Below are 13,921 nucleotides of genomic sequence, written 5' to 3' on the forward strand. Positions count from 1 at the left end.
ATGTTTCAGCGCTGTTCAACGATATGGTGATCGCCCGTTCACGACAACTCGGTATACCCTGCAGGCAGATTCCTCAAGATGAAAGCGCGGAGCGTCTGGTATTTGCGCTCGTCAACGAAGGCGCGAAAATATTGGAGAGGGGGCGCGAGCAAAGCGTCGGACATCGACATCGTCTATCTGACCGGCTACGGCTTTCCTCCGTGGCGTGGAGGACCGATGCGCCACACCGACGTCATCAGCATCTTCAATATACTGCAGTCGACCAGGCGCTTCGCCGAAGGTCCAAATGGCGACGCATGCCGACCAGCGGCGCTGCTCGTTGAACTGGCCGGGAACGGCCAACGCCCTAGTTACGTCGCGCGTTGAAGACGCCGCCGGAGGCGGGGCATCGCGACGCTGCAAAGCTGTTCGTACGCTGTCAACGCGGATGGTCCGCTCGAGCAACGCTTTCATGGCGCCCGCCCTTTGCTGAACGCACCGAGACTAGCAGGATGATCCCGGCCAGCAGGTACTGCCCGACCACCACGTACATGCTGTAGACCATGCTACCGGTGTGCTGTGTGATCAGCCCGTTGATCGACGGACTCACCGCTGGGCCAAGGTTGCCGAGGCTGCTAACCAGTGCGATGCCTGCGGCGGCAGCATCTGCCGGCAGACACTCGCTTACCAGCGTGAAGAAAACTGGGGTCGCAGCAGCGATGCCGATCACGGCGAATGACAGCGCCATCAGCCCGCCCGCCAAGTTGCCCTGAAGCAGCGTGGTGCTCCACAGGCCGAGTGCCGCGAGGGCAACACAGGCCGCGAAATGCCAGCGGCGCTCACGCAGCCGGTCAGAACTGCGCCCAATCAGGATCATGCCAATCACGCCGCATCCGTTCGGGACCACCGTCAGGGTACCGACCACCAGCACGTCCTTGACCCCCCAACTCTGGATCAAGGTCGGAGCCCAGAACACTATCGTATAGGTCGCCCCGAGCAGCAGAAAACACACCAGCGACAGCAGCCAGACCTTGGGGTTGCGCAGGATCTCCCTCAACTTCGCGTGGATCTCGCTCTGAGCATCATTTTTGTCGTGTTCGAGATTGCAATACACGAGGTCTCTCTCGGCAGGCGAAAGCCATTTCGCGTCCGCCGGCTTGTCCTCCAGAAACAGGAAGATAAGGATACCGAGTACTAGCGCGGGAAGTCCCTGAAGCAGAAACAGCCACTGCCAGCCGTGCGCGCCATTGACACCATGCAGGTACTTCAGGATCGCCCCGTTCAGCGGCCCCGCGATGACGCCGACAATAGTTGTCGCCGACATGAAGATTGCGATCACCTGGCCGCGACGCACCGCCGGATACCACCATGTGAAGTACAGAATGATGCCGGGGAAGAAGCCTGCCTCGAAGACGCCAAGCAGGAAGCGGGCGACATAGAACTCTGTCGGCGTTGCGACGAACATTGTCGCCGCGGCGACGATACCCCAGCACACCATGATTCGCAGCAACGTCTTGCGCGCACCGATTCTCGCTAGTAGCAGGTTGCTTGGAACTTCGAAAAGAAAGTAGCCGAGAAAGAAGATACCGGCCCCGAGGCCGTAGACCGCGTTGTTCCACGGCAGCGTCTGTTTCATCTGTAACTGCGCGTAGCCAATGTTGACGCGATCAAGGTAAGCGATCATGTATGAGACCATCAGTATCGGCAGGATCCGCCAACTGATCTTTAGAAACACTGCATCGGTCGCCTTGGCCAGTGAGGATTGCGATGGCGGAACGCTAGTAATCGCGCTGGATTTCATGATTTGTCTCCTTTCGGGCTTAAGCCTGGTGTCGTCGCGGCCCCTGGGACGCTACCGCAGAGGTGCTGTCGCTAGAATTGGAAAGCGTGTGCCGTGCCGCTGTTTCAGTGTGGGCGCTTGGCCGGCGGGGCGGCCGTCACGCTGGCTTGCTTCACGACGATCCACATCGGGTCGGCCAGATCGAATGGCATCTGCGCAAGCTTGCGGTTAAACACACTGGCCGTGTAGTCGCTTGGCGAACAACGCCTTCACATCGTTGCAATAGTCCCCCTGGTCGCGTTGCGGGCCGGCATGCCCGGGCCGTAATCGTCTGGGAACGTTCAGAACGAGTGGCGAATGCCGAGGTCGGCGGCGAACTGGGAGCCAGATACGCCGAAGAGCGCGCCGTTAATCGCGAGGCCGGTGTTCGTGCGCCCATGATTGTTGACGTAGGCGACCTGGCTATAGAGCGTGGTGCGTTTGGACAGCGAATAGTCGACGCCGAGTGAGCCGAGGATCGAATGGTTGTTCGAGTCGTTGCCGTCGCGGGTGTACCAGGCGCCTCCGTTGAGGGAGAGGGCGGGTGTGAGCTTGTAGGCAAGGCCGCCGGAGATCACTCGGTTGTCGAAGGAGCCAGCGACCTTATAGAGGGTGTAGGCGGCATCGACCGTCAGGCGGTCAAAGTAGTAGGTGGCGCCGATGTTCCGCCCGGAAAAGGCAATGGTGCTGGGGTTCGGGATGGCGGCCGCGGAGCCACCGGAATTGCCGTTATACATCGCGGCGGTGAGAAGCAAGCCGCTGTAGTGAAATACGAGCCCGGCTGAATACTGTTGTCCGGCTTTGAAGTTTCCCGGAGATCCACCGAATGCGTACATCGCACGGCCCTGGATGCCGGCGATCTCGGGCGACGTATACATGACGGAGTTGGGGTTGAAAAGGCCGGTGACGATCACGTTGTCGACGTAAGTGACGAGCCCGCTACCAAATTGTTTGAAGTCGCGGGGGTCGTTCGCGTCGACGGACAAAAGGAATGGCGAATACTGAAGACCAGCAGTGAGGGTACCGAAGCCTCCGGTGATGCCGACCCACGCCTGGCGACCAAAGAACTCGCCGTTGGAGTTCGCGAATCCCCCATTGGAGATGTCGATGCCGCTTTCGAGGTCGAAGATGGTGGCGAGTCCACCGCCGAGATCCTCGGTTCCGCGCAGGCCGAAACGGGACGCGTTTACGCCGGCAGATTGGACGGAAAACTGGTGTCCTTCGCTGGCGCCGGTGGTGAGGTTGAACGTCTTGCTGGTATAGAGGATCGAGGCATCGGTGATGCCGTAGAGGGTGACAAGACTGTCCGCGTGAGCGGTGGGTGCGCCGGCGAATGTGACGGCGAGTGTGCAGGCGCCGCCGACGGCGTTTCGGATGGCTCGAATGGCGGGAATAGTTTTCTCCATGACGGATGTCTCCTTTAGTTGATAGTTTTGTGAATGAATGTCGTCATACCGGGGTGAACGGTGGTGTGGTTTGGTGTCGTCGCGTCCAGTGGAATATTGCGAGTAGACGCGACACAGAACGGCGCGTCGTACATGCTTTCATACAATTTGGATACCTAATCATACTGCAGGCACTCACCGATCCCTTCACCCTGGTTTGGCAGATCAGCTCGGAACTGGGCAGGCCGCCACCTGACAAATAGTCCGGCACCCAGCAGAAAATTCCGCGCTTCTGCTTGTGCCGCCAACCCGCCCCGACCACGCTACGCGGCGATCATCTTGCGTAGGTCGGTGCCGATTCGACAGTGTCGCTGTTGCACAATCTCCGGTTCTATTTACGCACAATTCACCTGTGGGAATTTGATCCGCGCCGCCGGAATTTGTACTTTACGCGCCACATCTCGACGGACGGCATGCCCACCAGCCGGATCAACGGCGACGGCCCGCGCAACGCTGTGCGTCGCGGCGTGCCACAAGCCAGCCTGAGGCCGACCGACATTCGTCGATTGGCAACTGTGCAGGTGTGATCCGCTTGCGCGGACGGAGGGGACCATTCCATTTGTGAAAGTTGCCCATCAAGCGTGAAACAACGCGGCGTTCTCGGTATTTCGAACGGCGCCACAGTGCCCATTTGTTCTTCAAGCCCGCTATCGCTACAAGGAAAAAATCGTCGCGAAAGAGAAAACGCGCCGAACGTGGGTACTCTTCCGTTCGCCAACGCGATACCATCGGGTAAATTCCCAAGCGCGGCGCGTTTGGTCAGAATAGCGAGATCTTCGCGCTAGTGAAGTTTGTGCTTGCTGCTGCGACACGCTTCGGTGTCCACATGTGCATTACCTCCCGCAGCGAACCATCTCAAGTGACGATCCGTATATAGAATGCAAGGCTACCTACCCAGTGTTGTGTTGACCGGAGCTGCTGCTCTGCTCGAGGCACTCGGCGTTGAACCCGAGTTGGTTGCGACCCGAGCCGATCTACCGGAGCATGCGCTCCGTTCCGCCGACGTGCCGATCCGGGGTGTGCAAGTGCTCCGATTTCTTTCGTTAGCTGCTGAAGTTACGCAATGCCGGAACTTTGGACTCAGGCTGGCCGAATATCAGGGCCTGGCGGTCCTGGGGCCGATCCTTGTCATGATGCATGGCGCGAGTACCCTCGGGGAGGCAATGGATACGCTTGCTGAGTTCTACGTACTACACACATCGATGTCTTCTATACGGGCTGTGCGGGATGAACAGGGGATGGTTTTGACTTACGACCTGGAAAACGCTTCCGGTCCAGGAGAAGTTCAGGCAGTTGAACTGGGTCTCGCCAACGGCATGCAGTATCTGCGCACAATTTGTGGTACAGCCTGGCAGCCGGCCGTGGTGCAATTCCGTCATTCGGCGCCTGCGGACTGCACCATGCACAGGCGCATGTTCGGGCCGTCCCTGAAGTTCGATCAGGACAGAAATGCGATTGGCCTCGATCGCGGTACGGTGACTCGTCCGGTGACGCAACTTCGCCGTAATGCGCATCGTGTGCTCGAGGCACATTTGCGGCGAGAAAGAGCCCAGGTGGAGGCGCTATGGGCGGTACGTACGCAAACGATGATTCGAGCGCTTTTGCCGTTCACGGACAGTTCGCTCAACGCCATAGCGCGAGCGCTCGCAACGTCCCCGCGGTCCTTGCAACGTCGCCTCTCAGAGGCCCGCACGACATTCGATGAGCTGCGGGAACAAGTTCGCGAAGATCTCGCCCTGAAGTATGTGCAGCAATCAAACCTGCGTCTCGCCGAGATCTCTGAACTGCTCGGTTATTCGCAGCAAAGCGCGTTTAGCCGTGCGTTCAAGCGACTGCGGGGCGTGACGCCCCGGCAGTTTCGAGCAGCGCGTCACGCGGCTGACCCCGGACGTTCTGCTGAGTAGCAATAGCCCGCCCTGGGTTTCACGCGGTGACGAACGTTGGATTCAGGAATTCCGGATCAGGATATCGATAGAAGCCGCGTCCCACTGCCTCGCCGATATACCCGGTGTCGATGAAATGTGTTTTCACGTATTCCGCAATGCGCCGATGCGTCGAATCGCCCGTACGTTCCGCGAGAGCGCGCGTAACGTTATAAACAGTCGTCATGCCGATTCCGTCGAGAATGCCGAATGGACCAATTCGATCCGCCTTCGCAATCATCCACGCCTTGTCGATCGTCTGGACGTCGGCGACCTCGTTGACCAGCAGACTCAGTGCGGCGATCAACATCGGAATGAGCATGGTATTCAGCAGGTAGCCGGGCTGCTCCTTGCGCAGCGGTAGAGGCACCATGCCAATACGGTGTGCGAACTGCACCATGTGCGCGAATACGGCGGGGTCGGTGCCCGGATGTCCCATGATTTCGGCGATGTTGTTCTTCCACACTTCATGCGCGAAATGCAGGCTCAGCACGCGCTCGGGCCGGTCGGTGAACATGGCGAACTGGCTTGGCATCAGCGTCGACGAGTTGCTCGCAAAGATGGTGCCGACCGGCGCTACAGCCGACAGTGAACGGTAGAAAGACTGCTTGATTGCCAGATCCTCGGGGATGGCTTCGATGACGAGGTCCGTGCCGGCAACGGCCGAACTGAGGTCGGTATTGCCCTCGAGGCGTGCCAGCGTGGCTTCGATCTGCTCGCGAGAAGCGCCGAGGTCCGCAGCGTAGACGCGCCCTAGCGCATCAAAACGGGCGTTCGCGCGATCGAGGCAGGCGGTATCGACGTCGTAGGCTACGACGTCGATACCGGAAAACGCGCACTGAAAGGCGATCTGCGCGCCCAGCACGCCGGTGCCGGCCACCATGACGCGTGCGATCGGCTGATTGTAGTTTGGGGAATGAGTAGGCATGAGTGACGGGTACGGTGCGTAACGTATATCGGATGGGCCGGATCTTTTGCCGGTACGAGGATTCACGCCAACGGCGAGGCGGCGAGATGGGCGAGCAGCAATGGGATGATCCGGTCCGGCGCTTCTTCCGGGAGCCAGTGACTTACCCCCTCGAGTATTTCGAAACGGTAGGGCCCGTCGACACAGCCGCCCGTGAGCAGTGCGGCTTCGCGGCCCAAGGCGCGGTCTTCGGATCCCCAGATGTAGAGCGTCGGAACGGCAATGCGGCCCGCGGGATAAGACAGGTCGTCGGGGAGCGCGCGATACCAGTTCAACGTCGCGGAAAGCGCACCCGGTTCGCTGAGACGCCGCACGTTTTCGTCCACGAGCGAAGCTGGAACGCGTCCCGCGTATGCGGCCCGCAGCGCCGCAGCGCCGTCCGCCAGCAGGCGTTGCTCTGCGACACCGCCTGGTTGACGAAAGGCGCGAACATAATCCAGGCGCTGGTATTGGTCTTCATGACGGAGCGCCGCTTGCAGCGCTAACGGATGTGGCGTCGCAAGCACGCACAGCGAACTCACGCGGTGTGCATGCGTCGAGGCGAGCCCCCACGCAACCAACCCGCCCCAGTCGTGAGCAATCAAATGAAAGCATCCTGCGCCCAGTTGATTGGCGAATGCCAGGATGTCCGACTGGAGATGCCCGGCTGAGTAGGACGCAATGTCCCTCGGCTGGGCGTTCTCAGCGTAGCCGCGCTGATCCACAGCGACTGCCCGGTAGCCTGCCGCGCCGAGCGCGACCAGAATCTCGCGCCAACAGTCGGCGAATTCCGGCCACCCATGCAGCAGGAGAACGCACTCCCCGCTCCGCGGCCCCGCGGCCAGGGCTGTGTGGGTATGTGGCCCACAGGCCAATGTCAGCTCCTCCAGGGACGGGAGCGGTGCGGAGGGTGCAAGGTGGGTCATCGACGTGACCTCCGTGAGGCAGGTGCGTGGGTCATATCCGTCGCCGTCGCTTAGCGGCCGTCCCGGCGGCCGATCAGGTCGATCTCAGGCACCTGATGGGCTTTGCAGTACTCCTGATAGCGGTTCAACGCCGTCCGCCACGTTTCGACGAACGTGACATTGCCGTTTTCGTCGAGGAAGTGGAGTTCTCCGGTCGACACCACGAGCGCCATACCATTATCGTCTTCGGAGAGATTCGTGAACGAGTGTGACGACTCCGAGGGCTCAAAAACGAAATCACCGGCTTGCGCGATCCAATCGTGCTGGTCGTATTTCCAGCGACCGCTGAGTGTGTAGACCATCACCGTGCCGGTATGGCGATGAATATGCGCGCCTTCGCCTTTGGCCGCCTTCATGAGCAAGACCACTTCGCCCGTGACGGGGTTGATTTTGAAGTACTTGAGCAGAATCTTGTCGTTGATCGGCGCGAAGGGAATCCACGGCGTGGCGTTTCCAGCGATATGGACCGTGTCGATCGCGGAAACATCGTTGAGGGCTTGCGTCGCTTCTGCGTTCATGGAATACGTCTCCGATTGTGTTGGGGGCTGGGCGTGCGCAGCGCGAACCGTGCGCAATCTCCAGTTCCCATTCAATCGCAAGTCACCCGCCGGAGCTTGACCTGTGCCGCCCAAATTTGTACTTCACGCGCCAAGTGTTTCTCGTTGGACGGGAAGGAAAGTGCAGTCCTGTAAAAGGCAATCGGTAAGCGCCCCTGCGAAGTGGCGCTATCTGTCAATTTGAAGCTGGCGGCATGTGTGAGCGCCTCGCTCGATTGCCATCCTCTTCAATATCGCGCCAAACGCTATGGTTGTAATGCGGAGGATTTTTAGCGACGTGGAAGCGGGGGCCGAGATGATCGCAGGCGCGGCACGAAATCCGCGTCCGCTTCGCTAAAAATCCTCTGAGCGGAACCGCTCCGCGGGCGCCATCAGTTACGGGCATTGAATCAGGGCGAAGACCGTGAGGTCGCAGATGGGAGTGATGGCGGTGTTGCGCACGGACTGCATGCACAGTTCGGTATCGGTCGGTCCGGCCTCTACCAGTCGGCGTTTGTAGTCGGCGTGGGCCAGATCTCCTTGGCCAGGGCGAAGCGCGTGCCGACCATCACGCCGGAGGCGCCCATCGCGAGTGCCGCGGCGAGTGGTGAGTTCGCAGTGAGGCGCAATGTGCGTCAAACGACGCCGTCAGCCTTCAACCGTGAGAGCCGGTCGTCCGACATCCCGAGCATCGACTGAAGAACGTCCTTCGTGCCTTCCCCGAGTTGCGGCGGGGCGCTTCGTACCGGCAAGCGCGCACCGTCGAAACGGTAGGGCGGAGCGAGGACATGCGTGCTGCCGGCCTCCGGGTGCGGCTGCGTCGTCACGAGCCCGGCGTCCGTCGCGCGCCTGGAGGTGAGCGCCTCGTGAAGACCGAGCACTTCGCCACATGGAATGCCGGCCTGAGTCAGGCGCTCCAGCAAGACCCGGCGCTCTCTCCGGGCGATCTCGCGGTTGAGTTCGGGAACGAGAGCCTCGCGGTTCGCCGCACGGCCGATATTTGTCTGGAACCGCTCGTCTTCCGCAAGATCCGGGCGTTCGATCACATCGCGACAGAAGCGCGTGAACTGACTGTTGTTACCGACGGTGATGACGAGCGGTCCATCGGCCGCTTCGAATACACCGTAAGGCACGATCGAAGGATGCGCGTTTCCGTAGCGTGGCGGATCCTCGCCCATGATCAGCGCTTCCAGCCCGTAGTACGAGGTGATCATCAACCCGCAATCGAACAGCGCCATCTCGATGTGGCTTCCCTTGCCAGTTTTCTGACTTTCGAAGAGCGCGGCGAGTACCGCCTGCGCGGAGTACATTCCGGTGAAGATGTCGACGGCGGCAACGCCGAACTTTAAAGGCGGCCGATCGACTTCACCGTTGAGCGCCATCAGCCCCGCTTCCCCTTGAATCAACAAATCGTAGCCGGGACGCGTAGCTTCCGGTCCCGTGCGGTCGTAGCCGGAAATCGAGCAGTAGATCAGGTTCTCGTTTTCCTGTTTCAGTTGCTCGTATCCGAGGCCCAGCTTTTCCGCGCCGCCGAACTTGAAGTTCTGGATCACGACGTCGCACCCCTTCGCAAGATCCCGCGCAATCTGCTGGCCCTCGGCGGTTTGCAGGTCGAGCGTCACGGAGCGCTTGTTGCGATTGACGCTGTTGAAATAGGCCGTCTCGGTCGAACCGACGCGTAAGCCCCAATCGCGGGTGTCGTCGCCGCGCTTCGGGTGCTCGATCTTGATGACTTCGGCGCCGAGGTCGCCCAGCACCATGCCGCACCACGGCCCGGCAAGTACCCGGGAGAGATCGAGAACGCGGATGCCGGCGAGCGGCAGGGAGGAGGTCAGGTTAGACATGGCAAATCCAGATTGATAGGGGGTCGTGGCGAGGAGGTCACTGCTAGTGCGACTGTTGAGCTGCCCTTGGACGCAAGGCGAAGAAGTCGACGGGATGCTTGTCGAAGACGACGCGAATCCCTTCGGCCGCTTCGTTCATGGTCTTAACTCCGGCCGAGCGCGATATAGCGCTCGAGATGATGGTCTTCATCGCCCAGTTGATGGTCGATCATGACGAGGCGCTTGGCGTAATGCGCGAGCGGCAGTTCCCACGTCATGCCGATACCGCCGTGCAACTGAATACACTCCTCGGCGACGAGCGCTCCGATGCGGCCGATGCTGTACTTCGCTGCCGACAGCGCGCGCTCACGCGCGACGCGGCCCGTGCCGAGCGCGGCGGCGGCGTTGATGACCGCCGAGCGCGCCTGCTCGATTTCCAGCAGCAGGTCAGCCATGCGGTGTTGCAGTGCCTGGAAGCTGCCGATCGCGACACCGAACTGCTTGCGCGTGCGCAAATATTCGAGCGTGAAGTCCTTCGCGACATCCATCGCGCCGAGTGCCTCCGCGCACAGCGCCAGCGCGCCGAACCCGATGCTGTGTTCGAGTGTCGCGAATCCGGCGTCTTGCGGGCCGAGCAATGCGTCATCGCCGACACACACGTCGTCGAGCACGACTTCGGCGGCCCGTCCGCCATCGATCTTGCGATAACCTCGTACCGCGAGGCCCGCTGAATCGCACGGGATGAGAAAGAGCGAGATGCCGGTTTCGGCGCCGTCGGCGCCGCTAGTGCGCGCCGAGACGAGCAGGACGCCGGCCTCCTCGGCCTGTTGCACGACAGCCTTGGCACCAGTCAGTACCCAGCCGTTCGCGCGGCGCACGGCACGCGTAGTCACGTTGGATAGCTCGTAATGCGAGCCGGGCTCCTCATGTGCAAGTGCCGCGACAACACTGCCGTCCATCAGATTCGCAATGAGCGCTTTTTGGGCATCGTTGCCTGCGTGGGCGACAGCCTGCCCGACGATCAGTGCGCCGAGGAACGGTTCGACCACAAGGCCGCGTCCGAGGCTCTCGAACACGACGGCGATATCGAAACCGTCGCCGCCGAAGCCGCCCTCGGCCTCGCTGAACAACGCGCCGATAATGCCCAGTTCCGCGAATTGGCCCCACAGTTCGCAGCTAAACCCCATGTCGCTGCGCGCGAGCTTGTCGCGCGTCTCGAAGCAGTATTGTTCGCTGATAAACCGGTTCAACGTATCCGCCAACATGCGGCGGTCTTCGGTATGCTGGAAATTCATGGAGAGCGCCCCTTACAGTCCCAGGATCATCTTCGAGATGATGTTCTTCTGGATTTCGTTGGAGCCGCCGAAGATCGACAGCTTGCGGTTGTTGAAGTAGAGAGAGGCCGCGCTCGCGGCTTCTTCGGGGCCGACGGGCGACTCGTCGTAGCCGTCGTGAAGCGCGTCCTCGATGAACGGCTGCGCATACGGCCCCATCGCACGACGCAACAGCGACGAGATCTCCTGACGAATCTCGGTGCCGCGAATCTTCAACATCGAGCTTTCCGCGCCCGGCACACCGCCGCCCGCCACCGCCGCGATCACGCGCAGGTTGGTGGTCTTCATGTTTTCCAGGTCGATCTCGACGCGTGCGAGACGCGTCGCGAAGAGCGGATCGTCGGCAAGCGGCCGGCCGTTGCGCAGAACCTTCGCCGCGACCTTGCGCAGACGCTCCAGTGCTGCGACCGAGAAGCCGACCCCCGCGATATTGGTGCGCTCGTAGGTCAGCAGGTACTTCGCGTAGGTCCAGCCCTTATTCTCTTCGCCGACGAGGTTTTCCGCCGGCACGCGCACGTCTGTGAAGAACACTTCGTTGATCTCGTGTTCACCGTCGAGCGTGATGATCGGGCGCACTTCGACGCCCGGCGTGTTCATGTCCACGAGCAGGAAGCTGATACCTTCCTGCTTGCGCACATCGGTTGCCGTGCGCACCAGACAGAAGATCATGTTTGCGTGCTGGCCGAGCGTGGTCCATGTCTTCTGGCCGTTGACGATGTAGTGCGCGCCGTTCGCATCGGTGCCGCGCACGGCGTTGGCCTTGACCGCTGCGAGGTCGGAGCCGGCGCCCGGTTCCGAATAGCCCTGGCACCACCAGTCCGAACCATCGAGAATGCGCGGCAGCCAGTAGCCCTTCTGCGCCTCGCTGCCGTACTTGATGAGCACCGGCCCGAGCATGTTCACGCCAAACGGCACGATGCGCGGTGCGCCCGCGAGCGCACATTCGTTCTCGAAGATGAATTTCTGCACGGCGTTCCAGCCCGGGCCGCCGTACTCCTTCGGCCAATGATTGGCGAGCCAGCCTTGCGCGTTGAGAATCGCGTGCCATTCGGCCATGTCGGCGCGCGTGAGCCGCTTGCCGTTGCGGACCTTGTCGGAGAGCCGCTGCGGCAGCTTCGCCTGCAGGAAGCGCACGACGCTCTCGCGAAAACCCTCCTCTTCGGGCGTGAAATTCAGATCCATGATTGGGCTTCTCTCAGTAGATTTCGAAGAGCCCGGCGGCACCCATGCCGCCGGCGATGCACATCGTGACGACCGCGTACTTCACGCCACGTCGACGGCCCTCCATGAGGACGTGTCCCGCGAGGCGCGAGCCGGTCATGCCGAACGGATGGCCAATGGAAATCGCGCCGCCGTTCACATTCAGGCGTTCCTGGGGAATGCCGAGGCGCTGCTGGCAGTAGATCGCCTGCGATGCGAACGCTTCGTTGAGTTCCCACAGGCCGATGTCGTCCATCGTGAGGCCGTGGCGCGCGAGCAGCTTCGGCACGGCGAACAACGGACCGACGCCCATTTCATCCGGTTCGCAGCCCGCGACCGCCAAGCCGCGGTACGCACCGAGCGGAGCGAGGTTCGCCCGCTCGGCGGTTTTTGCTTCCATCATCACGCAGGCGGATGCGCCGTCGGAAAGCTGCGACGAGTTGCCCGCCGTGACGTACTTTTCGGGCCCCTTGACGTGGGCGAGCTTCGCGAGCGCCTCGTAGGTCGTGCCGCGGCGATTGCAGGTGTCGGCGGCGACCGTGGCCTCGCGCCGGCTGATTGCGCCGGTTTCCGTGTCGGTGACGGCCATCATGGTCGTCACCGAGACGATCTCGTCGGCAAAGCGCCGAGCAAGTTGTGCCTCTTCAGTTTTGCGCTGGCTTTCGGCCGAAAAGCGATCCTGCGCTTCGCGGCTGATTCCGTAGCGCTGGGCCACGATGTCGGCGGTGTCGATCATCGCCATATAGAGCGCCGGCTTGTGTTCGACGATCCATGGGTCGAGCCCGGTCGCACCGTCTTCGCGCGTACGGATGCCAGAGATGCTTTCGACGCCGCCGGCGATCATCGCCGGCGCACCGTCGACGACGATGCGGCCAGCAGCCATCGCGATTGCCTGCAGGCCGGATGCACAGAAGCGGTTCACAGAAGCGCCTGCGATCGACAGCGGCAACCCCGCGCGGATCACGGTCTGGCGCGCCACGTTGCGGCCGGTGATACCTTCTGGGTAGCCACAGCCGAGGATCGCATCCTCGATCAGTTCCGGGTCGATACCCGCGCGTTCCACGGCGGCGCGCACGGCGAAAGACGCGAGCGTCGGGCCAGGGGCGATGTTGAATTCGCCGCGATGCGCCTTCGTCATTGGCGTGCGTGCGGTAGAGACAATGACGGCTTCGCGCATGGTCGGAGTCCTCAAGCGGATAAATTGGTTAAGCGGAATGATTGAGGCTGGCAAAGTCGGCGCCGCGCTCGACGATGAGCGGCGACGGTTGCCAGAACAGCGGGTCGTCCTGCGCGAATTCGCGGATGTCGGCCAGCACCGTCGCGAGGCCGACGCTGTCGGCGTACTTCATCGGGCCGCCGCGATAGCGCGGAAACCCGTAGCCGTAGGGGAACGTCACGTCCACGTCGAGCGGGCGCAGTGCGAACGTGACGACGTCGTTAGACAATTGGGGATTCACTATCCCTGTCTCCGTGTATTGGCTTTTGCTATGGACGGATCTTGAGATGATCTGGCTATATTGACAATTCCATTGCGAATTGACGAACTGTTAACTAAAAATTGACATGCAGCGCGCGACAAAGCCTTGCCGGTTGAAATGCTTCGATATGGGGAGTTGCGGCCCGATGGCGTGCTGCGGGTCAGATGACGGATTCGAGCGCGGCGGCGGACCGCCCGAACGCACTACTTCAGGCCCATGTCTGTGCGAGCGAAAGGATTTCGTCGCGCAGGTAGTCGATCAGGGCCTGCGTCGATGGCGATGGATAGCGATTGGGCAGGGTGACGATATACAGCGTGTTCTGCTGACCGGCGACACGGTATTGCGGCAGGACCGGCAGCAGTCCGCGGTTCATCGGCGCATGCGGCACGTAGGCCGGCAATAGCCCAATACCCATGCCCTGACACACGGCCTCAGCCAGGAACGGGTAGTCCGACGACTGCAACGCGGGTTGCA

The 13,921-nt window shown here is 61.4% G+C and carries 13 protein-coding genes and 1 pseudogene; 2 read left to right on the forward strand and 12 right to left on the reverse strand.

All coding sequences use genetic code 11. From position 1 onward, the window contains the following. Positions 1-418: 418 nt before the first annotated feature. Together M0D69_RS15940 and M0D69_RS15945 are read right to left on the reverse strand one after the other, a co-directional pair. Positions 419-1,780 (reverse strand): MFS transporter, encoded by a 1,362-nt coding sequence (locus M0D69_RS15940; protein WP_301782917.1) that lies wholly within the window; start codon positions 1,778-1,780, stop codon positions 419-421. A 320-nt stretch (positions 1,781-2,100) separates the two neighbouring features. After that, on the reverse strand, positions 2,101-3,204 hold the full coding sequence (locus tag M0D69_RS15945; RefSeq protein WP_301782918.1) for a porin: 1,104 nt from the start codon (positions 3,202-3,204) through the stop codon (positions 2,101-2,103). Between the two features lie 344 nt (positions 3,205-3,548). Between M0D69_RS15945 and M0D69_RS15950 the strand changes: the two genes are divergently transcribed. Together M0D69_RS15950 and M0D69_RS15955 are read left to right on the forward strand one after the other, a co-directional pair. Next, a complete protein-coding gene (locus M0D69_RS15950) occupies positions 3,549-3,770 on the forward strand; it encodes a hypothetical protein (protein ID WP_301782919.1) in 222 nt (73 codons plus the stop codon). Positions 3,771-4,121: 351 nt separating this feature from the next. Beyond that, positions 4,122-5,147 carry an AraC family transcriptional regulator gene (locus M0D69_RS15955; RefSeq protein WP_301782920.1) on the forward strand — a complete coding sequence of 342 codons (1,026 nt, stop codon included), beginning with the start codon at positions 4,122-4,124 and terminating at the stop codon, positions 5,145-5,147. A 19-nt stretch (positions 5,148-5,166) separates the two neighbouring features. On the opposite strand, the gene M0D69_RS15960 is transcribed toward M0D69_RS15955, so the two are convergent. The 10 genes and pseudogenes from M0D69_RS15960 to M0D69_RS16005 all read right to left on the reverse strand — a co-directional run. Beyond that, complete coding sequence (locus M0D69_RS15960; protein ID WP_301782921.1) at positions 5,167-6,093, reverse strand: 3-hydroxyacyl-CoA dehydrogenase; 927 nt, start codon at positions 6,091-6,093, stop codon at positions 5,167-5,169. Between the two features lie 62 nt (positions 6,094-6,155). Beyond that, a complete protein-coding gene (locus M0D69_RS15965) occupies positions 6,156-7,037 on the reverse strand; it encodes an alpha/beta fold hydrolase (RefSeq protein ID WP_301782922.1) in 882 nt (293 codons plus the stop codon). Positions 7,038-7,087: 50 nt separating this feature from the next. Continuing rightward, the gene (locus M0D69_RS15970; protein ID WP_301782923.1) at positions 7,088-7,594 is read right to left on the reverse strand and encodes a 2,4'-dihydroxyacetophenone dioxygenase family protein; all 507 of its coding nucleotides are present in this window, start codon (positions 7,592-7,594) and stop codon (positions 7,088-7,090) included. Between the two features lie 518 nt (positions 7,595-8,112). Next, positions 8,113-8,241, reverse strand: coding sequence for a hypothetical protein (locus M0D69_RS15975; protein WP_301782924.1), 129 nt, complete (start codon positions 8,239-8,241; stop codon positions 8,113-8,115). Between the two features lie 6 nt (positions 8,242-8,247). Next, entirely contained in the window at positions 8,248-9,456 is a 1,209-nt protein-coding gene (locus tag M0D69_RS15980) for a CaiB/BaiF CoA-transferase family protein (RefSeq protein WP_301782925.1), read from the reverse strand. A 143-nt stretch (positions 9,457-9,599) separates the two neighbouring features. Next, positions 9,600-10,730, reverse strand: coding sequence for an acyl-CoA dehydrogenase family protein (locus M0D69_RS15985; protein ID WP_301782926.1), 1,131 nt, complete (start codon positions 10,728-10,730; stop codon positions 9,600-9,602). Between the two features lie 12 nt (positions 10,731-10,742). Beyond that, positions 10,743-11,951 (reverse strand): acyl-CoA dehydrogenase family protein, encoded by a 1,209-nt coding sequence (locus M0D69_RS15990; RefSeq protein WP_301782927.1) that lies wholly within the window; start codon positions 11,949-11,951, stop codon positions 10,743-10,745. A 13-nt stretch (positions 11,952-11,964) separates the two neighbouring features. Next, positions 11,965-13,146: an acetyl-CoA C-acyltransferase gene (locus M0D69_RS15995; RefSeq protein WP_301782928.1), complete on the reverse strand. Its 1,182-nt coding sequence runs from the start codon at positions 13,144-13,146 to the stop codon at positions 11,965-11,967. Between the two features lie 28 nt (positions 13,147-13,174). Continuing rightward, positions 13,175-13,390: pseudogene (locus tag M0D69_RS16000) on the reverse strand (3-hydroxyacyl-CoA dehydrogenase); the annotation flags it as partial. Between the two features lie 265 nt (positions 13,391-13,655). Further along, the coding region (locus tag M0D69_RS16005) for a LysR substrate-binding domain-containing protein (RefSeq protein ID WP_301782929.1) at positions 13,656-13,921 on the reverse strand (266 nt) is incomplete at its 5' end.

Source organism: Caballeronia sp. SEWSISQ10-4 2 (assembly GCF_030464885.1).
GTDB lineage: Bacteria > Pseudomonadota > Gammaproteobacteria > Burkholderiales > Burkholderiaceae > Caballeronia.